The organism is Sphingomonas sp. ASY06-1R (assembly GCF_052180265.1).
Classification (GTDB): domain Bacteria; phylum Pseudomonadota; class Alphaproteobacteria; order Sphingomonadales; family Sphingomonadaceae; genus Sphingomonas_I.
Window position 1 is genome coordinate 3,367,613 of the sequence record NZ_CP197464.1, and the last position, 24,688, is coordinate 3,392,300.

Annotated in this window: 16 protein-coding genes; 12 read left to right on the plus strand and 4 right to left on the minus strand. The window is 59.0% G+C overall.

What is annotated here, in order from left to right; translation table 11 throughout:
* Positions 1–10 precede the first annotated feature (10 nt).
* Positions 11–1,462 (plus strand): D-glycero-beta-D-manno-heptose-7-phosphate kinase, encoded by a 1,452-nt coding sequence (rfaE1, locus tag ACSBM8_RS15850; protein ID WP_442678959.1) that lies wholly within the window; start codon positions 11–13, stop codon positions 1,460–1,462.
* A 74-nt stretch (positions 1,463–1,536) separates the two neighbouring features.
* Here rfaE1 and ACSBM8_RS15855 read toward each other — a convergent pair whose 3' ends face one another.
* Both ACSBM8_RS15855 and ACSBM8_RS15860 read right to left on the minus strand, forming a co-directional pair.
* Entirely contained in the window at positions 1,537–2,286 is a 750-nt protein-coding gene (locus ACSBM8_RS15855; RefSeq protein ID WP_442678960.1) for an FkbM family methyltransferase, read from the minus strand.
* A 161-nt stretch (positions 2,287–2,447) separates the two neighbouring features.
* A complete protein-coding gene (locus ACSBM8_RS15860) occupies positions 2,448–3,902 on the minus strand; it encodes a hypothetical protein (protein ID WP_442678961.1) in 1,455 nt (484 codons plus the stop codon).
* 175 nt (positions 3,903–4,077) lie between these two features.
* On the opposite strand from ACSBM8_RS15860, the gene ACSBM8_RS15865 reads away from it, so the two are divergent.
* From ACSBM8_RS15865 to ACSBM8_RS15900, 8 genes are all read left to right on the plus strand, one after another.
* Positions 4,078–6,132 (plus strand): glycosyltransferase family 9 protein, encoded by a 2,055-nt coding sequence (locus ACSBM8_RS15865; protein WP_442678962.1) that lies wholly within the window; start codon positions 4,078–4,080, stop codon positions 6,130–6,132.
* A 27-nt stretch (positions 6,133–6,159) separates the two neighbouring features.
* Complete coding sequence (locus ACSBM8_RS15870) at positions 6,160–8,223, plus strand: glycosyltransferase family 9 protein (protein WP_442678963.1); 2,064 nt, start codon at positions 6,160–6,162, stop codon at positions 8,221–8,223.
* Between the two features lie 68 nt (positions 8,224–8,291).
* On the plus strand, positions 8,292–10,280 hold the full coding sequence (locus ACSBM8_RS15875) for a glycosyltransferase family 9 protein (RefSeq protein ID WP_442678964.1): 1,989 nt from the start codon (positions 8,292–8,294) through the stop codon (positions 10,278–10,280).
* 40 nt (positions 10,281–10,320) lie between these two features.
* Positions 10,321–11,499 carry a hypothetical protein gene (locus ACSBM8_RS15880; RefSeq protein WP_442678965.1) on the plus strand — a complete coding sequence of 393 codons (1,179 nt, stop codon included), beginning with the start codon at positions 10,321–10,323 and terminating at the stop codon, positions 11,497–11,499.
* Positions 11,500–11,867: 368 nt separating this feature from the next.
* Complete coding sequence (locus ACSBM8_RS15885; protein ID WP_442678966.1) at positions 11,868–13,187, plus strand: glycosyltransferase family 9 protein; 1,320 nt, start codon at positions 11,868–11,870, stop codon at positions 13,185–13,187.
* Positions 13,184–13,750, plus strand: coding sequence for a glycosyltransferase family 9 protein (locus ACSBM8_RS15890; protein WP_442678967.1), 567 nt, complete (start codon positions 13,184–13,186; stop codon positions 13,748–13,750). Before ACSBM8_RS15885 ends, ACSBM8_RS15890 begins: the two co-directional genes overlap by 4 nt.
* A gap of 35 nt (positions 13,751–13,785) precedes the next feature.
* Complete coding sequence (locus ACSBM8_RS15895) at positions 13,786–14,166, plus strand: hypothetical protein (RefSeq protein ID WP_442678968.1); 381 nt, start codon at positions 13,786–13,788, stop codon at positions 14,164–14,166.
* Between the two features lie 275 nt (positions 14,167–14,441).
* A complete protein-coding gene (locus ACSBM8_RS15900) occupies positions 14,442–18,365 on the plus strand; it encodes a rhamnan synthesis F family protein (protein WP_442678969.1) in 3,924 nt (1,307 codons plus the stop codon).
* A 55-nt stretch (positions 18,366–18,420) separates the two neighbouring features.
* Here the strand turns inward: ACSBM8_RS15900 and ACSBM8_RS15905 are convergent, their stop codons facing one another.
* Together ACSBM8_RS15905 and ACSBM8_RS15910 are read right to left on the minus strand one after the other, a co-directional pair.
* Positions 18,421–19,581 carry a polysaccharide biosynthesis/export family protein gene (locus ACSBM8_RS15905; RefSeq protein WP_442678970.1) on the minus strand — a complete coding sequence of 387 codons (1,161 nt, stop codon included), beginning with the start codon at positions 19,579–19,581 and terminating at the stop codon, positions 18,421–18,423.
* A 99-nt stretch (positions 19,582–19,680) separates the two neighbouring features.
* Positions 19,681–20,343, minus strand: a complete 663-nt coding sequence (locus ACSBM8_RS15910; RefSeq protein WP_442678971.1) for an ABC transporter ATP-binding protein — start codon at positions 20,341–20,343, stop codon at positions 19,681–19,683.
* A 153-nt stretch (positions 20,344–20,496) separates the two neighbouring features.
* Here ACSBM8_RS15910 and ACSBM8_RS15915 point away from each other — a divergent pair, with 153 nt between their 5' ends.
* From ACSBM8_RS15915 to ACSBM8_RS15925, 3 genes are all read left to right on the plus strand, one after another.
* A complete protein-coding gene (locus tag ACSBM8_RS15915; RefSeq protein ID WP_442678972.1) occupies positions 20,497–21,630 on the plus strand; it encodes a glycosyltransferase family 4 protein in 1,134 nt (377 codons plus the stop codon).
* Entirely contained in the window at positions 21,627–22,940 is a 1,314-nt protein-coding gene (locus tag ACSBM8_RS15920) for a glycosyltransferase (RefSeq protein WP_442678973.1), read from the plus strand. The genes ACSBM8_RS15915 and ACSBM8_RS15920 overlap by 4 nt, the downstream gene beginning before the upstream one ends.
* Positions 22,941–23,120: 180 nt before the next feature.
* The gene (locus ACSBM8_RS15925) at positions 23,121–24,659 is read left to right on the plus strand and encodes a TolC family outer membrane protein (protein ID WP_442678974.1); all 1,539 of its coding nucleotides are present in this window, start codon (positions 23,121–23,123) and stop codon (positions 24,657–24,659) included.
* The last annotated feature ends 29 nt before the right edge of the window (positions 24,660–24,688 follow it).

Genomic DNA, 24,688 nt, shown 5'->3' on the forward strand with positions numbered 1-24,688 from the left:
AGGCAGACCAATGACCACCTATCTCGACCACCTTTCCGACTATCGCGTTGCCGTGATCGGCGACGTCATGCTCGATTGCTACATGTCCGGCACGGTGAGCCGCATCTCGCCCGAAGCGCCGGTACCGGTGATGCGCGTTACCGAAGAGCGCGCCGTCCCGGGCGGCGCCGCCAATGTGGCCGCAAACCTCGCCAGCCTGGGGCTAGGCGTCAACTTGGTTGGGCTGGCGGGGAAGGACGCCGCGCGAGACGAGTTGATCGCGCTCTTGTCCCGCATGGGAGACATCGACTGTGACGGCGTTGCTGCGCTGGAGGGACGTCGGACGACCCGAAAACTGCGTATCATTGGCGCCCACCAGCAGATCGTCAGGGTCGATCATGAAGACGCCGTCCCATGTTCGGATGAGATGGAAGCGGGCTTTCTGGAGGCGGTTGGCCAAGCGATTGCAGCGGCGGACATCGTTATTTTGTCGGATTACGGCAAGGGCGTATGCTCGGATCGTGCAATTCATACGGTCATCGAGCAGTCGATCTCAGCCGGCAAAAAGGTACTGATTGATCCGAAGCGCACGGATTTTACGGTTTATAACGGGGCTTTTCTGCTGACGCCCAATCGCAAAGAGCTAACCGACGCGACAGGCTTGCCTTGTGAAACCGACGAGGAAGCCGCGATTGCTATTCGTCGCGCACAAGAGATGTGCGGCGCGAATATTCTACTGACGCGTTCAGAAAAAGGCATGTCCTTCTACCCCTTGGGCGGGTCACCGCTCCACTTGGCGACCGTCGCCCAAGACGTGTTCGACGTCTCTGGCGCGGGCGACACGGTAGTTGCGGTTCTGGCAGCTTCCATCGCCGCCGGCATGCCATTTCAGGTTGGAATGCGCATGGCAAACCATGCTGCCGGAATCGTTGTCTCGAAGCTAGGTACTGCCAGCGTCACACGCGAGGAATTGGCGGCCTCGCTGTTGTCGGAAAGCACCACATCAGACATCAACGATGGCCGACTGCTGGATCGAGATGAGCTCGTCGCATTGCGCTGGGCATGGGCACGCGAGAAATTGACGGTGGGAATTGCCAATGGCTGTTTCGACCTTATCCATCCTGGTCATATCAAGCTGATAGGCCAGGCTGCTGCGAGTTGCGATCGACTGATCATGGCGCTGAACACCGACGCCTCCGTTAAGCGGCTAAAGGGACCAACACGTCCCATCCAGGATGAGAGCGCACGCGCCGCCGTGATGGGTGCGATCAAAGGCGTTGCAGCCGTAACTCTTTTTGATGAAGCGACTCCGCTCGAACTGATCGAGGCACTGCAGCCAGATGTGCTTATCAAAGGCGCCGATTATACCATCGATCGGGTGGTTGGCGCCGACCTGGTACAAAAACGCGGCGGGAGGGTCGTACTGGCAGAGCTGAGCGAAGGGCAATCGACGAGTCGGCTAGTAGCAGCTAGCAGTTGCTAGGTACTCGTGGCGCACTACGCCTTGCTCTGCAGAGGCGGGATCAGCATTGCGATCCCACCTCTGCTTTCGTTTCTTTAACCTTCGAGCTCGCGAACCTTTCGCTCCAGATCAGCTATACGTTTTTGATAGCTCCAATGGAGGAAATCGTCGGTAGGATAAGCAAAGGCGGGGAGTCGTTCAGGATGTTCCTCTGCTACATACCATCGGTTCAATCCATCGAAGAGCGTGTATTGATAACCAGCTTCAACAAGCAGATGATCCCAGGCCTCATGCGTAGGAACATGAACTTTCAGCGGCTCAACCGCTTCGACGCATAAAATCCAAGGGCGAAAGCGCTTGAAATCGCAGCCGCGAATAACTTGCTCCTCGTGCCCTTCCACGTCAATTTTCATAAATTGAATCTGCTTGTGCGGGTCTTTAATGTACCGCTCACAGATTGATGCGACAGTACGCCGCGGAACCTCAACACCATGCTTGGCTATGCCCAGTTCGACTGCGTGCCGGTCTGCAAAGACCTCATGCGCGGTACCTAGGCCGCCTTCGGGATGATCGTATAGGGTTATCGTACCACCATCGACGTCAGACGCCGCAGCTTGGATATTTGTATCCCGTGGGCGTTCGGCTTGAATTAATTTGAACCAATGCGGCGATGGCTCGATATTGATACCCTTCCATCCATGATCATAAAATAGCTTTGTGTCGTTGTCATATGTCGGGTGATTGGCTCCAACATCAATGTAGAATCCGTTATCGTGATGCACATTATTTAGCGCCCGCAGGAGCATGATATCTTCGCGTTGGATAGACCAGCTAGTGTACGCCATTACTCTTCTGCCTCCTATCTGCGCAATCCCTGCACTTGGATCAGGCAAAACTTAGTCAACAAAAATTAAAGAGATAATATAAATGTCGTCTTCACAATAATTATATTATCTACATTAAATATCAACAATTATGACGATATCAATGCTATCTGCAACAAAAACTATAAAGGCCGCTCTACGATTAAACCCACGGAGGTACAATCGTAATCACCCGCCCTAAGTCGAATATGCGGCTCTCCTCGCCCGTATGGCGGCAAATCTACAACTAACTCAGCAAAACCCTCGCCGATAGTCCAATCAAATGGTGAAACCAAATAACCCTTTTCAGTCAGTCTGGATACAACAGCTTCCATATCGCACCGTCGATAGAATGAGCAAGACTCACTTTCAAATGTATCATCGTTAGATGACAGATTGAATTCAGTTGTATGAACAGCCACTCCTCCAGGGCGAAGAGTGAGGATTGAGTTTTCGATAAACTGCAATCCATGTTCCAGCGACCCGAGATGCTCCAACGCGCAAGCGGACCAACAAAAATCAAAGCTTTCATCTAACGATTGTGGGATTGCATTCATGTCAACAGCCCGAAACGATACAAGTTCAGAAAACATCTTAGCCGTGCAAATTCCACGTTGGTTCAAAGCAGAAAGATCGAACGTGTGCTGGCCAGTGGCGACCCATCCGGAACGTGCCGCATCATCGGCTGCTTGATCTGTCGCCAAAATCTCTGCACCAAAGGAGGCAAAGAGAGCAGGTAACTGTTCCTGTCCGGCACCAAATACTACGCCACGCTTGCCCGGCGCAAGCAGCCCTCGCTCAAAAAGCGACTGCGCAATGTAAACAAACTCCCACTGTTTACGATAGAATTTAGGCTCCTCCTTCATTGCTCGTGACCAAAAACGATACTGATCGTAAGCAAAATGAGCCTGATGACATAGCGTTGAGGTAAATGGAATTTCCCGAGGTGGTGATATAATTGGCTGATCCGTGCCAATGAAAGCTCTATACAGCCGATTTTCATGATCGCCTTTAAATGCCACTCGCTCGGCTATTTCGCGTGCCATTTCCGGGGCGGTAGCATCCCCAGGCCCGAAAAGATCCCCAATGGCTGAACGAGCCACCGTAACTACGACGTCTTGATCGGCAATTTCGATAGGAATAGAACGGTAAAGTAACGAGCGTAGCGAACGCGCGTGACGATCAGGGACCGCGACAATCAAGTTTTCGTTGACGTCACGCTTACGGAGAACGGGCTCGTCGCCGACAAGCAAAGCAACGACACCGGACGTGTAAAACCGAAACTCCAGCATGGTTGGAGTTTGAAGATCGAACGCGATAAAAATTGATTCTGACTCGTCGCTTAGCTGCCGCCCGGTCACAAAATCAAATACAATGTCCGTCTGCCCCATGTCCGCAACGACGTCGATCAATGCATAAATGCTATCGGCAGCTACGATCTCATTTTCCGCCAACGTTGCAGAAAACTCGACAAGGTAGCTGCCTGGCTCGACCTCGAGATATGGACCAAAAACGGCGTGCCCGGAGACACCGGTTCTCGTGCGGATAAACTCCCGCTCGCCAAACGTGACCGGCGTTCCGATTGCTAGATTAAGCACACGCATCCTTTCGAAAATTGTGGCGCACGGACCACAGGCTCCCGCATGCGTCAAGCGCCGTTGACGCCAGCACCTGCATCGACTCCTTACTCTTGACAGGCGCAAGAGGGATCGATCACGAGGCTGCTGAAACCGGCCGATTCCGTGCGGGATGCGTAAGTGACGAAGGAACACCGTGTTCGGTAGCGATGCATTGAGGAGGCGCGCGCCGCTGAACGCCAATCGGCAGATCGCAGCCTTTCTGATCGCACGCGGTGACGCTGCACGCGACGCGCGCGATTGGTCGCGGGCAGCCGTCTGGTACGAAGAGGCGCTGCGGCTGGCACCGTCACGTGGCGAGATTCACGTTCAGCACGGCCATATGCTGAAAGAGGCCGGTGCCACGCAGGCGGCGGAGCAGGCCTATCTGGCGGCTCAGCGCCTTATGCCGGACGATGCCGACCTCGCACTGCAGTTGGGCCATTTTTATAAGAAGGTCGGGCGGCTTGCCGCCGCACGTGATGCCTATCAAAGAGCGATCACGTTGAAACCGCGATGGGAGGAGGCACAAAACGAACTTGCGGCGCTGCCCAAAACATCTGCCGCTACGATGGAAATCCCTGCCACCGATCTCTACCTCGCTGAAGCAGCGCAGGCGCTTGCGGATAGCAGTAAATCCGTACGGTTGGTTCCAGCGCTCCAACCGCGGCCCGAAGGTGCGCTGCTACGCGACTATAATGAGTGCGTCGAAGTTCGTCAGATGGGAAGGCACGAACGAGGCGCCTGGGGTGTTAAGCGCACTGTGAGGGGAGTCGCAACAATTCGCGGCTTTGGTATTTCGCGGACACCCGTTGCGGAGGTTCAGCTACTCCTCGATGGCAGGCTGTTTCATCGGGGGTCAGTGCGCGGTCCGTATGCACTGATGCAAGAGCGGCATCCGCACGGCCTCAACAAATACGTGTTCAACCTCTGGTATGACTTTGCCAACCTTCCCGCTGGCCGGCACATGTTCGAGCTCAGGCTATTGGATGCCGAGGGCGAGGCGCGTTCGTTTCACGACGACATAGTTATAGCGTCGCCATTGAGGGAAGTGGATTTTCCAGATTCGGATGCGCTCGTCGAAGAGCGCAGCGCGGATCCCACACTGCTTGAGCAACGTATTCGCGCTCGCGCTAGTATGGTCCGATCCGCTCGCCGTGAACTATTGCCCAGAGCGGTAGCAAATATGCTTGTTCTGAGAACTGATCAGCTCGGCGATATGGTGGCGTCCGTCCCGGCGATGCGTCGCCTCCGAGAGCTATTCCCAGAAGCCCGAATCGTGGGGCTGCTTACTGGCGCCAATGCCGGATTCGCAGAAAGCCTGAGCGTTTTCGACGAAGTCATCGTCGTCGATTTCCCCGATGACGATATGGAACGCAGGCGAATTATGCCGCTGGACGCGCAGCAAGCTCTGCGGGATCGGCTGCAACCCTATGCGTTCGATCTTGCGATCGACCTTGCCCAAGCAGGCGTCTCTCGTGAATTGCTCCAGCTTTCGGGTGCTCCGTTCCTGTATGGCGTGGAGGGCAGTGATTTCCACTGGCTGTCGGCCGACTTCGCGCTCAATACCCGTGACCCTGTCAATCGATTGGACGTCGTGCCGCATTCGCGCAAGACAATGGCGCTTGTGGAGACACTGGGCGCAATCGTGCAGGATAGCTTCAGGACTGAGCGCCGAGACGACCTTGACCGCAAACGACTACAACGGTTCGGCATCTCCGCTGCGGATCGATACATCGTCCTTCACATGGGCGCGCGTGTTGCCTTTTCGCGATGGACGGGCTTTCCCGAGCTAGCAGCCTTGCTGATCGAACGAACGGATTTGAAGGTCGTCATGATGACTGAGGATCGGAACGTTCGCCCCGCACTCGCACCACAGCTAGTAGCATCGGCAAAGTTCCAGTTGCTGGAAGAACGGCTCGAATATGATGATTTTGACACGATTGTCTCTTTTGCGGACGTGCTCGTTGGCAATGATTCCGGACCAAAGCATCTGGCGTCCTTTCGTGGTATCAAAACCGTAACGTTGCATACTGCGCGGATTAACTGGAGCACCTGGGGCCACGAGGGGGACGGCGTGATCTTGAGCCGCAGGGTTCCTTGCGCCGGATGTGACATATTCTATGACAGTGAGGATTGCGGAAAGGACTTCGCCTGTATTCGTGACATCAGCGCTGAAGAAGTATTCAAAGCTGTCAGACTTTATGTTTAAAATCATTGCAAGTTGGCGGCAGTCGTAATGCGTTTAACAAAAAAAGTTGCAAACTGGCGCCCCTGGCGCACACCTTTGCGCGACATCGCGCGAGATATGGTTCGACGTGCAGATGCCGCGCGCGATGCCGGTCAGTTTCGTGACGCCGCATTCCTTTATGGCGAGGCCTCACGCCTCGTCCCAGGCAAGCCGGGGGTGCACGTCCAATGTGGCAATATGCTGAAAGATTTGGGCGATCACGCGGCGGCTGAGCAGCATTATCGGATCGCTCTACAGCTACGGCCTTCTGATGCGGATGCCTTTCAACAATTGGGCCATCTCTACAAGAGCTGGGGCAGGCTAGACCAAGCGAGATTGGCATATGGCCGCGCCGCGGAGCTGCGCCCCGACTGGGACGCACCGCGTAAAGAGTTGGCTAACATCGACCGGTCTGGCTGGGCGGGCGACGCGCCGCCCCCTGCGTCTCCACAGCTAGTGCCGACGCTGATCGACGCCGGGAATGCCGTTGCAGCCGCACGGGACATCGATCGCCTCGCACCCGAACTCTTTCCCTCCCATCCCGACGCGTTGTTGCACGGACATGGTGAGGAACTCGCCTTGCGCGCATGGGGCCGCCAGGAACGAAGCCACTGGGGTATTGTAAACACGGTGCGCGGAGTCGAAGCGATCCGTGGATTCTGCATTTCGGCGACGCCCGTCGTCGAAGTACAGATGTATTTGAATGATCAGCTCATTTATCGGGGCTCCACCCAGGCAGGAGCCTCGCTTGCCTATGAGCGGGACAATTCTGACCTGCGAAAATACACATTCAACATCTGGTTTGATTTCTCGCAATTTTCCTATGGCCGTCACCGGTTCGAGCTTCGCGCTATAGACATGCGGGGACGGAGCCAACACCGCCATGAAACTCTGGTCATAGCAGCCCCTTTGTGGGAAGCCGATTTCCCAAGTTCCGATCAGCTAGTCAATATAGATCCAGATCTGCCGATCGATGAGCAGATAAATGCACGCCCCAGCATGGTCCGCCCTGGCATACGCAGCCTGTTGAGCTCCTCTCCAAAGGTAATCCTTGTACAACGGCTCGACCAGTTGGGTGATATGGTTGTTTCCGTTCCCGCATTGCGAGTGTTGCGTGCGATGTTCCCCGACGCACGACTGATCGGGCTGCTGTCACCTGCGAATGCCGAACTTGGTGCAACACTTTCGCTGTTCGATGATATAATCGTCGCTGATTTTCCAGACGATCGCTGGCAACGTCGTCGGATCATGCCTTTGGAGGATCAGATTGCCCTTCGGACGAAGTTGGAACCTCTCGATATCGATATGGCAATCGATCTCTCGGAAAATTCACCGTCTCGCTTGTTGTTGGCGCTTTCGGGAGCTCCTTTCCGCTTTGGGTTCCGTCATCATCTTGTGCCCAATCTGCCGCTCGACGTGGAAGGGAATTCGCACGATCGGATGAACGGGCATGAAGTCGTCCCGCATACCAACAAGCTGATCGGCATGATGGAATGGCTGCGTGCGATGATGCGTAGCGAACCAAATGTCACCCGGCGCGATGACCTGGATCGAGGCAGCCTAGGCCCCTTCGGAATCAACCTTGGCGATAAGTTTGTCGTGCTCCACGATGGCGCGCGGCTGGCCTTCAGTCGCTGGCCCCATTACGCCGAACTAGCGAGGCGCCTTCTGGCTAATACAAGCCTTAAGGTAGTTATGTTGACGGACGATCCGGCAATGCGTGCAGTACTTCCTGCAGCATTAACACTATCTAATCGTTTTCATTTGGTTGACGGCCGGCTGGAGTTCGATCAGTTCGACGCTCTGGTTTCTTTTTGCGACGTCTTTGTCGGCAATGACTCTGGCCCAAAACATCTTGCCTCGTTGCGTGGCGCCAAGGTCGTCAGTCTGCACATGGCGCGTAACAACTGGAATGAATGGGGCCAAGAGAATGGCGGCTATATCCTTAGCCGTAAATTGCCCTGCGCCGGCTGTCAGATCAGTCACGACCCCGAAGAGTGCGGCAGAGACTTCATCTGTATCCGTGGTATCAAGCCGGAGGAAGTCATGGCTGCTGTGCAGCGGCTTCTCTAAATGCAGTGGCGGTTCAACACGGAAACGGTGGCCCCATGACGGGGAAATACCACTCACTCGTGCCGAGAATGATGCGCCTGATTCTGCGGGAAATACCGTATGCATCTGTGTCTAGAATATCACGCCGTCTGGTCGCACGCGCCAACGAGGCCCGCGACGCGCGTCAGTTCGGTGTAGCAGCTGGCCTTTATCAAGAAGCGGCACACTTCAACCCTCACAACCCGCGGATCCGCACACAGTGGGCCCACATGCTCAAGGAAAGCGGCGACCTTCCCGCCGCGCAGATACAATATGAGCTTGCCGCCGCAGACCTGCCTAATGACGCGGACCTTGCCTTGCAGATCGGGCATCTCCACAAGCTGGCAGGGCGCAGGGACGCCGCGCAGGCGAGCTATCTGCGCGCTTTGCAACTCTTGCCTGGCTGGGATGACGCCGAACGTGAGCTTCGATCCGTCGGAGGCGTATTGAATGCGGCAGATCATGACGGACGGCCCGATTGGGTCATATCGGAGTTGCTACCGCGCGGGGCAGACGCAGGAGTAACCGTCGATCGCAATCTCCTGCGGATCTTCCGCCTAGGCGGTCGTCGCACCAACAGTCGCTGGGGACACCTTAAGACGTTGCAGGGGGTCGAGGCCATAAGGGGGTATCGGCTGGCACCGAAAGGCCTTTCGGAGGTTCGCCTGCTGCTTGACGGAGATATGCTCCAAGCAGAAACTTTGCTGGCTTATCCGCAGGCCGATGGTGAGCAGATCAAATATGTGTTCAATCTTTGGCACGATTTCTCCCCGATCACTCCCGGTCGCCATGTTGTTGACTTGGATTTCATGGATCATGCTGGCCGGCGCATACGGCGACACCGCGAAACGGTATCAGTAGTCGCCCCCAGCGAAGCTGTTGTCGATGGGATCTCGGACGCATTGGTTCCCGCCCAGTTTTTCGACACACCGTTGGAAGTAGCCATAAATTCCGCGCCGAGCCTCGTCCGTGATACGCGGCGCGTGCTTTTACCCGATCCTGTTCGAACCATCCTGGTACAACGCGCTGATCAATTAGGGGATCTTGTCTGCTCAGTTCCCGCCATTCGGCGGTTGCGTACTCTGTTTCCTAGTGCGGAATTAACTGGGCTGCTGACCCCGGCCAACGCAGAGTTGGCGAAACAGTTGGGCCTGTTCGATGACATCGTCACGGTCGAATTTGCGGAGAGTGCGATCGAACGCCGCCGCGTCCTTAGCATCGAGGCGCAGGATCAGTTACGACGACAGCTCAAACCCCGCGCTTTCGATGTCGCAATCGACCTTGGAGAAGGCGACGAATCTCGTTCCTTACTTTTGCTGAGCGGAGCCCGATTTCTATATGGGTTCAAGGATAGGCAGTCGCCGTGGCTCGATGCCGGGCTTGATTTCAATGCGCACGATCCGGTCAACAACCTTGAGATCATGCCTCCATCCCGCAAGATATTGCTGCTGGTCGAGGGGCTCGGGTTGCTGGCATATGGTCATGCGACCCCGATACCGAACGATCAGGCAGTCGACCTGACCGCTTATGGCTTAACTCAAGAGCGACGTTACGCTGTCGTTCATGCGGGCGCTCGCATCGCATACAGCCGCTGGCCATTTTTTGCCGAGCTTATGAACCTGCTGCTCGAGCACACCGATCTTAAGGTCGTCCTTTTCACGGACGAACTCACGACCGCGGAGGCAGCATTGGCGAGCGGGCCACATGCCGCACGTATCCATGTCATCGCAGGCAAAGTAGCTTTCGAAGAATTCGATGCCCTGTTGGCGCATTGCACCGTTTTTATTGGCAATGATTCTGGTCCCAAGCATTTAGCTGCTCTGAGGGGGGCGCCGGTAGTGAGCCTCCACATGGCGCGTCTGAATTGGAGCGAATGGGGGCAGGAGATTACCGGCTCCATCATTAGCAGACGCGTGCCCTGCGCAGGATGCGGAATTACGGAGGGAGAGGATTGCGGCAAGAATTTTGCCTGTATTCGCAACATCCAGCCGCAAGAAGTCTTCAAGGCGGTCCAAGCGCTACTGGAGATCGCTGGTTGACGCAATTACGCGCATTCCAGCCGAAACAGCTTAGGGAATCATGGTAGACTCACGTTTCGCTGAAGTGGCTGACACCTGCAGGGCCCAGGACGCGGCGATTGAGCGCTTGTTGCGCCGCTCCCTCCTTGCCCTGGCGCGCAATCAGACAACCGTGCAGGACCGGCATGATTTTGCGGATCTTGCAGATGCCTTGGGTGAGGCGAGGATGGCCTCACTTGTCCGAAGCACGGCTAGGCTACGTGAGGGGTTCGGTGCCCTCGACTCCAGAAACGTGACTCCGGGAGATTCAGTTACCCGCGCGGTTGCTGAACTTACTGTGGCCATAGCGCGGTGCAAACCTGACCCGGTGACATCGCCCGCAGCCACTTCGGATCCGGTCGCCGCCTGTCATAGCTTCGCAGACTTGCTTTCACAGCAACCCACTGCGGAAGCGAGCTTAGCTTTAGCGAGTTTGCTGGCGACATGGCGCGACTTGGTTGACGGGCCGCCACCCAACATCAGTGGCCGCGTCAATGGCACGCTTGGCGAGCTTGTCGATGGTTACGCCGCATATGAGCTGCAGACATTTTTGCGCAGCAATCAGGTTTTAGCCTTCGCACCACATGGCTCGGTAAGCTTGTTGCAATTCGCGGCTTGCTTGAGCCCTGGGGGCCTCGGACCGTATTTTTCTGCCGTTAGCAACATTGTGCGCGGAGGGCAGGACGTCTTGGGGTTGATCGCACTCGCAAGTGGCGGCGAGGCTACCCAACAGATCGAGCGCTGGGTCGCTGTTTTGTCAAACCGATTGCCGGAGCATATTACAGTCGAGCTTGCCGATATACTGGCTGACTTGGGGCGACTGGAGCCGCTGCGCGCCTTGTTGGATGCTGCGGCCAACCGATCGGATCGCGACGCGGTCATGCGTCATATTCGCGATGCGGCGTTGGATCTGGGTGATCACCAGACCGCAATGCGCGCGCAGAAGTTGATACTTACACGAACCCCTTACGATGTGGTCGAACGGCGGCGCGTCGGCGCAATGTTAGCCGCTTGCGGTGATGCACCGGCTGCTGAGGCGGCGTTAGCGGACACCCTTCGTCGTGCACCGAGCGACGCAGAGACGATCGCGCAGCTTGAAGCATTGCGATCAGGAGACTTCACGCAATTTGCTGTAAATGGCGGCTCTACGACCCCGCCGGCGCGCAAACGCATCCGCTTCTCCAGACGGTTAACCGACTAAAGTTTTGGCGTGTTGACATCTGCCTGGTGAATCGATGCCTCCGAGCTGAGGTGAGACACGAGAAACTATCCAATCGTCAAATATCCTGAGGCGGTAGGCTCAGGCTCTGTCTCCGACAATTTTCGTCACTCCGTTAGCCGATTGAAATGGCGGTGGACCGTTTCCGTGTTTCAGCGCTATTCTAGCTCAGGAGGGCAAACGGATTGAAGGCGGATCTCAATATAACACCCAGCTCAAACGGGGATGAATTGCTTCGGCTAAGAACCGGATTACTTAGCAGGTATATCGCGCCCGATGCTGTGAGCGTAAGCTCGAACGGAGCTTCGATTAGCCAAGCCCCCTGCGGCACGATAGTTGCCGTCCGTATATTGCAGAACATTACCAATTATCGAGCTGCGCTCCAAACGTGGTTCGCGAATGTGCGGGTTGGCGGCCATCTGGTGATAGTGGTGCCTGACGCTTTCTTGGCAGAGCGCCAGCTATTTTTGCCCATTCGCGATCATCCCGAACAGCGCCGGCTATATACGCCCCGCTCTCTAATGGACGAGATCGAGGAGGCGCTTGAACCCAATTCCTACCGTGTCCGCCTGCTCTGCGAAGACGATACGGGATATGATTACAACCTTACTGGCGCGCCGCAGACCGGCCAGAGCGACATCCTTCTGGCGGTCGAGAAGATTGAACAACCGCATTGGGCGTTGGCGAAGCCGCTTCCTGACGCAAGCGGCGGCCCCGATTATGATTTTCAGCCGCGACGTACCCGCATTGAAACAGCCCGTACTAGCCCTCACCAGCGTATCTTGATACTGAAGCTCGACCATCTCGGCGATTTCATTATCGGCATATCTGCGCTACAGCGCGTGCGCGCCCTTTTTCCGCGCGCGCATATCACTCTTGTGGTAGGGTCGTGGAACTTCGACTTGGCGCGTAGCCTGAATGTAGCAGATGAAGTCCATACCTTCGACGCCTTTCCCCGCAACTCGAGCGAGGAAGCCGTCGATGTCTCTGGCAAGCGCGGGTTGTTGGAAGCCGCGCTGCCCGAACATTATGATCTTGCCATCGATCTGCGCACAGATGCTGACACACGGACCCTACTTGGGCGTGTGTCAGCAAGACTTAAGGCCGGGCTGGGCACACGTGCCGATCATCCTTTCCTGGACATCGCACTGCCAATCGATCTCGATAGGACAAGTCGTGAGGCGGCGCGCGAGACCCTTTTTAATCACCACGCATTCCATTCGCAGGACTATGTTCAAAGATTATCTCACCGGGCGATATACTCGGCGGAGAATGTGAGACACGGTTCTGCCATTATCTGGGGCCCCTACGTTCGTCTTCGTGCCGGCCGATATCTCTTCGATCCCTTTTTGGAAATCGCACCGGATCGTGAGGGCCTTCTGATGGTTGATATCGCGCTCGAAACACGTCGGGTGTGTCGACGGATTATCGCTCAGGGCGACCCATTGCAGCTCCAGTTCGACGTAGAGCAACCCGACAGTCTCTTTGAATTCCGCATATGGGACGTCGATGAAGTTCCCGCCCTGCCCTTCAGTTTCTTTGGCGGAAGACTGATCAGAGCGGGCGCTCCGGGCGAACTACATCAGTCAGATTACCTTGATCTGCTGGTGGAGTTGATCGCCCGCCGATTGGATCGTGTTGGCTTGCTCACGGAGCTCGGCTCAATATGAGCGAAATAGTAATCGCTCCTTTTTCCAATAACGCACTGCGAGACTGGCCTGCCGAAAATTATGGCAAGGCAATCGAGCTTTTGCTGCCGCAGCTTGGGCCCGAAGTACGCTTCAGTGTGATTGGAACACGCGGGCAGCGGCTCGCCGCAGCTCAGATCGTGAGGCCCTTCACGGCGGAGCGCGTCGTCAATGACTGTGGGCTGCCCTGGGGCGCGGTTCTCGACAAAATCCGCAAAGCTGGCTGCGTCATCGGCAATAATTCCGGGATCACACATACTAGTTGCTATCTTGGAGCACCAACCGTCTGCATCTTTGGCGGATCGCATCAGCGGACAGAGTGGGGACCGTTAGGTGAAAACGCCATCATCCTATCCCGCGTCATTGGTTGCTCGCCTTGCCAATTGAACAGCGCGGCAGACTGCCCCTATGGCGCCGCCTGCCTCCGAGAGATCGAGCCAAGAGAGGTCGGCTCCGCAGCGCTGCGGATCATGGCCCATACGCCGCATAAATTTGCCGCACGCCGGCTGGACCGAGAAACCCTCGATGAAGGGATGCCGCTGTAATGCCAAGTTGGCCAATTAGCGCGAAGCAGTTCGCATTGCTGAACGATCAGTTTGAAGCCGCCAAGGCTGAGCTCACCGCCTTGCACGATAGCGCCGGCGAACAGGCGGAGCGCATGCTTGCGATGGAAGAAAAATCATCCGCACAAGATGCCGCGCTTCAGGATCTCTTCGACCAAATCCGGCAGCTCCGCGACGAAATCAATGCTCTGGCTGAAGCGTTGACGCAGGAACGACAGATTCGCGAGCAGGCCCTGAACCGGTTCGAGGAGCTCGATTTACAACGCGCAGGCGAGAGGCGCGCAACAGACGCCGCCCTGATCAAACTGGAAAAAATGCTGGAGCAACAGGCAGCCGACGCAAGGACGACCGCGGCGATATTGTTAGCCCGTCTTGAGATAGGCGATCGCCCTCGTTGAGGGCTGGCAATCCGCTGTTGCATAGCCTCCCGCTCCTGTCCAAACATGCGGGATGTTCATTGGGCGACGCTTCCTGATCCATGGCGGGGAGCGATTAAATTTCGTTACGGTGCCACCAATGCAGCCGGCTCGCATAATTTTAAATGCCATATCTTCTTCGTCTTTACTGCGTCGTTCGGGAGGCGACGATGATGCTTGGGCAATCGCCAAAGCTTTGGTAGCTGCGGGCGGCCCCGGCCGCGATCCCGGCCCATCCATCTTCAGGAGTTAACAGTTTGAAAGCGGGCTTCTTTCGTCCGGTAAGCGCGCAACGGCGCGGCGACCGGGCGCGTGATGCAGGACGGTGGGCGGAGGCTGCTGCTCATTATCGCGAGCATCTCGAGACCACCCCGCAGGATTTCGCGATTTGGGTGCAACTTGGCCATATGCTCACCCAGATTTCCGAGTTTGGCGGGGCAGATGAGAGTTATAGCCGGGCGGCCGCGCTCAAGGGTGACAATGCCGATCTCCTGCTGTGCTGGGGCCATTCGCGCAAGCTGGCCGGCGACCGGGATCGTGCCAAACATCTCTATGCGGAAAGTCTGTCTATTGACGGCAATGCGAGCGCGCGTGAGGAGCTGGCGCGGCTGATCGATCTGGATCTGCCCCCAGCGGCCGAGGAGCCGGCGGTGGAAGAGCATGTGAGCGATAATTTCGACGATGCCCCTCCCGTCTCGGCGGTATCTCCGACGCCGCCCCGTCGCGCGTGGGAGGCGCGGTATGAGACGGTCAAACCGTTCGCCGCCCCCGAAGGCGGCGAGATTGCCTTATTCGTTACGCATTCCGCCACGGGGGCCATAAAGCCCCACGTCCTCCCTTATCTTCGCGCCTTGGCGGAGCAGGGCATTGCGGTCCTGTTGCTGGCCGTCACCGATCGCCAGCTCAACCTCCGACCGGAGCTGCTGGATGCGGTGGCCGGCGCAATCGTGCGCGAAAATGCCGGCTATGATTTCGCCGCCTGGGCGCATGCCCTGCATTTGCATCCTGAAATCTACGGCGCCGCGACGCTGTATCTGCTCAATGACAGTGTGGCCGGCCCGGCCAAAGGCTCCAGCCTGGCTGAGCTGATCGCGCGGATTCAGGCAAGCGACGCAGACCTGATCGGCCTGACGGAAAGCCATGAATATCGCTGGCATTTCCAATCCTATTTCCTGGCGCTCAAGCCCCGCTTGCTATCGTCATATCGGCTCCATCGCTTTTTCGAGGATGTCCGTATCCTGGATGACAAGGATCACGTCATTCAGTCTTACGAACTGCGCTTTTCCGAAGATGTCGAACGCAGCGGGCATCGCCTGGAACTCTTGTTCCCGAGCCCGCTTGCCCTGAACCCGACGCTTTACGCCTGGCGCGAGCTGATCGCGGACGGCTTCCCGTTCATGAAGCTTCTGCCGTTGCGCGGCGCGTTTTCGGAAGTAGACGTCGAAGGCTGGCAGGACGCCTTGCGGCGCGCGGGCTTCGACGTTGCCCTGATCGATGCCGCTGCGCGGGCCGCGGAAGAGCATACGCCCTGCGATGGCGACGCGCAGCTCTATGCGCATCCGATCCCGTTCGATACGGGCGAAGGGCGGCCGTTGAAGGTCGCATTTTACGGACCATGGAATTACGATAACGGGCTCGGCGCAGCGTCCCGTGCGCTCATTGGCGCGTTGCGGCGCTGCGACATCCGGCTCAACCTGCACCCGATCAAGAAGCCGTTCCACATCCATAAGCCGCTGGCACCACCGGTCGACATCACCGAATTCGGCGGGCCGGCGGATATCGCAATCGTCCACCTTAATCCGGACAGCTGGTTCCTGCTGACGGATGAGCAGCGCCGTGATGTCGGCCACGCCCGCAAGCGCATCGGATATTGGGTATGGGAAATGGGCCATATCCCGCCAGCCTGGCGGCACGATTTCTCCTCCGTCGACCGGATCTGGGCACCGAGCCAATATTGTGCGGATCTGTTCGTCGCGCAGGACGAAGCTGCGGTCGATGTGATCCCGCATCCAGTGCCAGTTGCCCCCTCGGCCGCGCCTGACCGGATGGCGGCGCTGACGCAGCTGGGGCTGGACCGCGACGCGCGCATCATTCTGTTCGTTTTTGACGGCTCGAGTTACCTGGTTCGGAAGAATCCGTCCGCGCTCATTCGCGCCTTTGCCGCATCCGGGCTCGCCCGGCAGGGCTGGTCGTTGGTGCTGAAGACCAAGCATCTCATGGACCGGCCGCAGGAGGGCGCCGAGTTGCAGGAACTGGCTGGGGCGACGGATGGCGTCATGCTGATCGACCGGTCCCTGCCGGCCGACCAGTTGCAGCTATTGCGCGCGGTTGCCGACATCTACGCATCCCCCCATTGCTCGGAAGGCTTCGGCCTGACGATCGCAGAGGCGATGGCCGCGGGCAAACCGGTCGTCGCGACAGATTTCGGCGGCAGCACCGACTATCTCGACGCGAATAGCGGCTATCCTGTGAAGGCCCGCGAATGGACACTCAGCGACGATTTCGGCCACTATACCAGGGGTGGCAGCTGGGCGCGTATTGACGAACCCGCGCTTGCCGCCGCGTTGATCAAGGCGGCGGCAGATCTCGATGCAGGGCGCCATGAAATCGGTGACGCAGCCCGCGCGCGGATCGCGGAACAACTGTCTTATGCGCGGGTCGGGGCTCTGATTGATGCCAGCCTGCGGCGGACGATGACGGGGCGCGGCCCGTCGCCTCGGATCGAGCAGCTCGCGCTCCATCTCGATCGCGGCACCCCCTTTCAGGATGCCGACTTCGGTTCATCCATCCAGGCTGTCCCCCTCGACGAAAATGGGTCGCTTGCCTTCGTCCCGAAGGACCTTCCCTCCGATCGCGACCATTGGGTGGCGTTCGCGCCGCGCAATGCCGTCGCGTCTCCCGATTTCACACAACGCCTGCAGGATCAGGCGCGCGACCGGCCGGATATAGCCATCTTCTACGGCGACGATGTCGCTGCGGAGACAGATGAGATCGTTGACCAATTGCGGCTGAAGCCGGAGTTCGATGTGACCTTGCTCGCGGCACAGGACTATATCGCGGCTCCCCTCATCATCCGCGGCTCTGCGCTTTCTACGCTGGGCGTACGGCGTGAAATGGGCTCGGCTGTTATGGCGGACCTGCTCTTCCGGGCCCATGCCGCCGGTATGTCGATCGGGCGTATTCCCCACGTTTTGCTGGGACATCCCGGCCGCCGCGTTCGCGCGCTTGAAGCGGATTATCGCGCGATGCTGGCGCAGCAGCCGTCCTGGCGCGACTTCGACATCATTTCCGGGCCCGCCCCCCATAGCTTTACGACGCTGCGACGCTTTCAGGATCCGCCGGCAGTTACCCTCGTCATCCCGACGCGCCGCACTGCTCTGCCCGACGGTTCCGGCAGTTATATTGAGCAACTGCTGGATGCATTGGCGCTAACGGACTGGCCGATGGACCGGCTGACCGTCATCGTCGGCGACGATATTGCGGACGAACCGTCCTGGGCTTCCCGAAACTGGCCCTTTGCCCTGCAGCATATCGCAACGCCGCGGGGGCACGACGAGCCCTTCAATTATGCCGCAAAGATGAACCGGCTTTGGCGAGCGGCGGCGACCGAGCAGATCGTGTTCATGAACGATGATATTCGGCTGCTGGAACCCAATTGGCTGCGCGCGCTGCAAAGCTTCGCGGTTGATGAAGGCGTTGGCGGCGTGGGTGCCCGCTTGTTGTTCGAGGACGGCTCGCTTCAACATGCCGGCATGGGGCCGCATGGCGATGGGGCAGCTCACGCCTGGATTTTCCGAAACAGGGCTGAGGGCACCTATCAGGGCTGGGCACAGACCCAGCGCGAATGGTCGATGGTGACCGGGGCGATCTTCGCGACGCGGCTTTCATTGCTCGAGCAGGTGCAAGGGTTTGAGGAACGGTTCAGCCTTGAATTCAATGATACGGATCTCTGCCTGCGACTACGCGCGCTCGGCTATCGCATCGTCTACACGCCTGCCGCGGAAATGGTGCATGTCGAGAAGGCATCGCGCGGGGACCGTCTGCCGCCCGGTGCGGATGTGGCGCTGTTCCTGTCTCGCTGGAAGCCGTGGCTGGACAATGATCCGTCGTGGCACCCGCAATTGCGGCGGGATAGACTGGATGTCACGCCGCAACCCGAACCTGGCGCCTGGTATCTGTAATCACCCGGAAGGTGCCGGCCTCATCGCACGGCACCTTCCGAGATAGGCGATCAGATCAGCGCGTGATCGCCCGCGCCGCAACGAACGGCGAGAAGAGCTGATTGATGATCGACACCATCTTGGCGGGGCGGTTCGCGCCTGCATTGGCGATGTAGATCACGTCCTTGTCGCGCACCGCGAACCGCTGCGACAGGAAATAGCTCGCCGGCTGCAACATGTTCAGTCGGTAGATGATCGGCTTTTCCTGGTCGCCGGGCTTGGCCGGATCATAGCGGAACAGGAAAACGGCGGAAGGATCGGCGACCGAATCGGCCGGGCCGCCAGAACGCGCCACGGCTTCCGCAAGCGAAACGTCGCCCGTCTCGAACGCAATTTGCGAAACCTTGCCGGTTGCGCCAAGCGCGATGAAACTGCGCGGCCGCTTGATCAGCTCGACCCGGTCGCCAGGCGTCAGCACCAAATCGTCAGCGGCGCCGGCACGAATGCGGCCCAGCCGCTCCTCCAACCAGCGATCCGCGCGATTGAAGCGCACGATCGTATCTTCAGCGGAATTGCTCGCGCCGCCCGCCATGGCGATCGCGTCCAGCAACCGCTCGCGCTGCAACGACAGCGTGAAGCGACCCGGAGAGCGGACATCGCCCGCGACATAGACCGTGCTCGCAATGTTGGTCTTGATACTGACCAGCGCCTGCGGACTTTGCGATTTTCCGCGCAGGCCATGTTCGATCATGCCCTGGATTTCGGACGTGGTATGTCCGGCCACTTCCAGTCGGCCGACATAGGGCAGTTTGACGGCGCCGTTGCGATCGACCACCACCTCCGGAAACGTCTGCGCCCGTGCGGAGGGATCCATCACGCCGCCGGCGCCTCCGGATGAGCCAAATAGCGATACGCCGACTTCGTAAATGCCGATGCTGAGCGTATCGCCCGGCCCGACCACGTCGTTGCGGCCGGCGCGGGCAAGGCTGGACAGGGTCGGCTGGGCTGCGTCCGCCGCAGCGTCTCGCGCACCGATCGCATTGACCAGCGGTCCGTCGATGTCGACGATCCGGAAACCCATCTCATTCTGATCGCGCGTCCCCCGCTGGATCTCGGCCGCGGTGGGGCCGCTCGACGGCAGCGAGGCGCAACCGGCCAGCAGCGACAGACTCGATAATGCGGCGAGCGCCCGGCTGCGATGGCTGAACCGAGGGGCAGGAAGCACGGAAATGCGCAAATTGGGTCTCTTCGCAATAAACAACGGGGCCCGCCAGGCAAGGCGGGCGGTAAGGAGAGCGTGCCTAGTCAAACGCGGGTGTCCCTGCAATCATGCGGATCATGCGGCCCGCATTTGCAAGCGGTGATGCACCTCGCTCGCCTCGTCGATCGTATCGAAGAAGACGAGCGTGCCACCGTAAACGACCGCCCCCCGCTTGCAATATTGCCGCAGCGTGCCGGGATCGTGGCTGATCATCACCAGCGACGCATTGTCGCGCCGATGCAGCAGCGCTTCTTCGCATCGCGCGCGGAATCGCTCGTCGCCGGCGCCGGTGACTTCGTCGACCAGATAGCATTCGAAATCGATCGCGAGGCTGATGCCGAAAGCCAGGCGGGCATTCATACCGGCGGAATAGGTGTGGACCGGCTGATGGAAATAGGGGCCAAGCTGTGCGAAATCCTGAACGAAATCGAGCAATTCGCCCTCATCCATATTATAGATGCGAGCGATGAAACGCGCATTATCCGCACCGGTCAGGCTCGATTGGAAGCAGTTGGCGTAGCCGATCGGCCACGACGTCGACATCTCCCGCACGACCCGCCCACCGGTGGGCATCTCGACTCCGGCGATCAGCCGCATCAAAGTGGATTTACCGGCGCCGTTCGCGCCGCAAATGCCAATGCTCTCGCCGCGCTCGATCTTGAAGTTCAGATCGGTAAAGACATGCTTCTCGAACTTGCGGATATGATAATTTTTGCTGACATTCTGGAATTCGATCATGCGAAGCGCGATCCTTGGGACATCGGCATGCCGATGGCGGCCTGTCCATTGATGACGGCTGAACACCGCAAACGCGCACTGTAGCCGATGCAGCCCGATCCGCAAAGTTCGGCGACCTCCGCCACGCCCGCCCCCTTGGGCATGGACGCGCGCATGCTGACGGCGCGGGGCGGAACCGGTGTCAGCAGCTATGCGCACCAACTGCGCCGGGCGCAGGCCACGATCCAGCCCGCCAGCATAGTGCTGACCGATCGTCTGACGGTGGAAGGCCCCGCCCCTGCTCTTCTCGGCCGACCGGGACGCTGGCTGCGCGCGCTGTGGCCAGGAGCACCGCGCGCAAAGAGCTTCGACGACGTGCAGGGCGGGACCCGGTTTTACGCGCCCGATGTCTTTCGCCTCGCCCAGATCTATTTCGACGTTCATCGCCGCGTGCTGCCCGTCCACCTGCCCGGCCCTCCCGGCATAATGCACTGGACCTATCCTGTTCCCCTACGGGCCGTCGGCTGGCACAATCTTTACACGGTCCATGACGTCATACCGTTGTTACACCCCGCGCTGACGGACATTGACGGGCGTCGGTATCGCCGGCTGCTTCGGCAGCTGCAACGCAACGCATCGCGCTTCATTGCTGTGTCGCAGACCGCGCGGGAGGAGATCGTGCAGACACTAGGGTGCCCGCCCGCCTTCGTGCTGGACTGCGGGCTGGCGGTGGACAGGATTGCCGCCGCCAGGGAGGATCTGCCCTTAGAGGTTGGGGCCGGACCCTATCTGCTGGTTTGCGGAACGGTCGAGCGACGCAAAAATATTGGCGCGATCCTCGCGGCCTATCGCGCGAGCGGCGTTACGATCCCGATCGTCATCGCCGGGCCGGATGGCTGGGAAGCCGATCAGTTCGCGGCCGCCATCGCTGCGACCCCTGGGGTGATACGGCTGCCCTATCTCGATCGTGCCGCAATGCTCGCTTTGATTGGCCACGCGCATGCGCTGATCATGCCCTCCCTTGCGGAAGGATTTGGAATGCCGGTGGCAGAGGCGATGGCGATGGGGGTGCCCGTCGTGACGTCGAGCGTCGGCGCGCTGGCGGAAACGGCCGGGCAAGCGGCCCTGCTGGTCGATCCCCGGGATGTGGCCGCGATCGCCACCGCGCTACAACGAATCGTCGCCGACGATGCGCTGCGTTGCACATTGTCGTTCGCAGGGCGTGCCAATGCGGAGCGCTTTACACCGGAGCGTTTCGTCGAGCGATTGACGCAGGCCTATGCGATCGTGATGGCGGAGCCATCATGATCAAGCGGACGATCGGCATCGATGGCTACAATCTTGCTCTGCCCAACGGCACGGGCGTGGCGACCTATGGCTTCATGCTGGCCCGGACGCTGCAGGAAGCGGGCCATGCGGTAACCGGCATTTTCGGAGTCGATGCGGGCGCCGATCCGGTGATGCACGAGATCATGTTCTACGAGCGGCTCGGGCAGGTTCCGCCGACGCGACAACTCCGCCGAAAGCGCAGCCGCCGTATCCTCCGTGCTGCGCTCCGCCCCTTTCACGCGCGCGGCACGACGGACATTCCCCGCACCGCCCGGGTGGAGACCGCCAGCCTTGCCGAGCGCCTGCCAGCGTTCGATCGCCTCGTGACCTCAGCCGATCTGTTCGAGATCGCGCATCGCCATTTCCGTTTCTACGGGCGATTCTTGCCGGTGCGGGTTCCGAATCCCCCTCAAGTTATGCACTGGACCTATCCGCTCCCGATCACATTGGAGGGGGCGGCCAACATCTACACATTCCACGATCTGGTTCCGTTGCGGCTGCCCTACACGACGTTGGATGCCAAACAGTCCTATCGCGCCCTGCTGGCCGGATGCATCGCCAACGGACAGCATATCTGCACCGTGTCGGAGGCAAGTCGGTCCGACATCATCACCGAATTCCAGATCGACCCCGACCGGATCACGAACACCTACCAGGCGTCGCCGTTGGAAATCGGCGCAACGGATCCTGACGAGGATGCCGCGATCATCGAGAATGTGTTTGGGCTGACTCATCGCGGCTACTTCCTGCATTTCGGGGCGATCGAACCGAAAAAGAATATCGGTCGCCTGCTGGAAGCCTATCTTTCCACCGGCACACCAGCGCCGCTGGTGATGACGGGCAGCCGCGGTTGGAGAAGCGAGGAAGAACTGAAGCTGCTCGTGCCGGAAGACGAGGCCGATACAGTGCACGGCCGGCGCATGGCGGAGCGTGTCCGGCGGCTGGAACATCTGCCTCGCGCGCTGCTGACGCGTCTAATCCGCGGCGCGCGCGCCGTGCTGTTTCCTTCCATCCACGAAGGTTTTGGCTTGCCTGTGCTGGAAGCGATGCAACTAGGTACGCCAGTGTTGACCTCTAATCTGGGAGCGTTGGCGGAAATAGCGGGCGATGCGGCGATGCTCGTGAACCCCTATGACGTCGACGCAATTGCGGGAGCTATTCGAACGCTGGATCAGGATGCTGCCTTACGCGCACGTCTTTCGTCGGCCGGGCCCGAAGCTGCATCCCGATTTTCAATAGCAGCCTATCAGGCGCGATTAGACAAAATGTACGACCGCATCGGTCCTTAATGCTGGTCGCCTGAACACTCCATCTCAGGCGCGATTGACTCTGTTACAAGCGCGTATAAGAAGCGCCGCCCCCTGGGGCCACGGGGGCATCGGAACATCATAGTGTTTTCTAGAGATTATTACGCGACCGCTCCCGCCGGATGGTTCGGACCCCTAGCCTGTGCGGCCCTGGCGCTATGCGTGCCGGCAACAGCCTGGGCAGAAACCCTCGCCGATGCGGTAGCCGCAGCTTATGATCGCAATCCACAGATGGTGCAGCAGCGCTACCTGCAAAAGGCGCGCGATGAGGGATACGTTCAGGCACGCAGCCAATATGGTCCCACTGTCAGCGCTTCCACGAGCGGTGGTTACACCAATGAGAGCACTGGCTCGGCGCGTGGAAGAACATATCTGGAAGGTACCAGCCAAAGCAGCAGCGTAACGATCAGCCAGCCGCTTTACACGGCTGGGCGGATACGAGGTCAGGTCGCCGCCGCGCGCGCTTCGGTCCTAGGCGGACAAGAACAAGTCCGCCTGACCGAGCAGCAAGTCGTGCAGGACGTCGTGATCGTCTATGCGAGCGTTCTGCGCGACCAGGCGCGGGTGGAGATCGGACGCGAGAACGTTGCGGTGCTTGAAGGGCAGCTGCGGCAGAACAGGAAGCGGCAGGAGGTTGGCGATGTTACGTTAACCGACGTTGCGCAATCCGATTCACGTCTCGCCTCGGCGCAGCTTCAATTGGCATCGCTAGAGGCGGATTTGGCCGTATCTCGCGGTCAATATCTCGAGATTGTCGGGCATAACCCCAATGCGCTGGAGCCGCTGCCGCAGCTTCCGGTCTTGCCGCCGACAATCGACGTGGCGTTCGAACTTGCCGAGCAGAATAATCCGTCCTTTCGCATTTCCCAGTTCAACGAACAGCAATCGAGCGCAAGCGCGGCCGCAGCGCGCGGCGAGCAAGGGCCCACGCTTTCTGTGAGCGCTCAAGGTCTATACCGCAATGAACTGCTTCGTTTCGGCAATAACAGCAGCCACGCGGAGGCAAGCGCCGGATTTACCCTGAACCAGCCGATCTTCTCAGGCGGCGCCATCCGATCTCGCATCCGCGAAGCCGATGCTCGCAATCAGGCCGACCAGGCCGGCATCGATATCGCGCGGCGCACCGCGCTACAGGCTGTCACAAGCGCATGGGTGAGCTTGTCGTCGTCGCGTGTCGCCGTCGTTACGGGGCAGCGGCAAGTTGACTCGGCGCAACAGGCTTTCGCAGGCATGAGCTGCGAAGAGTTGAATGGGCTTCGGTCGACCATCGAAACGCTGAATGCCGAGCAGGAACTGCTCAACGCACAGATACAGCTCGTGCAAAATCGATATGAGGTTTACGTGTCGCATGCACAGCTGTTGGCAGCGGTCGGCAATCTCAGCGCAAGGATGATCGCCGACAATATCAAGGTTTACGATCCGGATGCGAACTTTCAGCGGGTGCGCTATCGCGGCATGACGCCCCTCGATCTCGTCGCCACGGGGCTGGATCGTGTTGGCTCGGCCGGGCCGCGCGGCCCACTTTCGCCCGATCTCGCAGGTCAGAACGTGCCCAAGCCAGAACATGTTGGAGCACTGGCTCCGGCGCCCGGGCGCGAGTTGATTAACCGGAAACTGACGCCGATGACGCAGAGCCAGTTGCGCCTCCCTGATGGCAGCACCGCGCGCTGTCCGCTGTCCGGGCCGGGTCTTCGCCGATGATGCAAGTAGCTCGCTGGTGTGAGAAGATG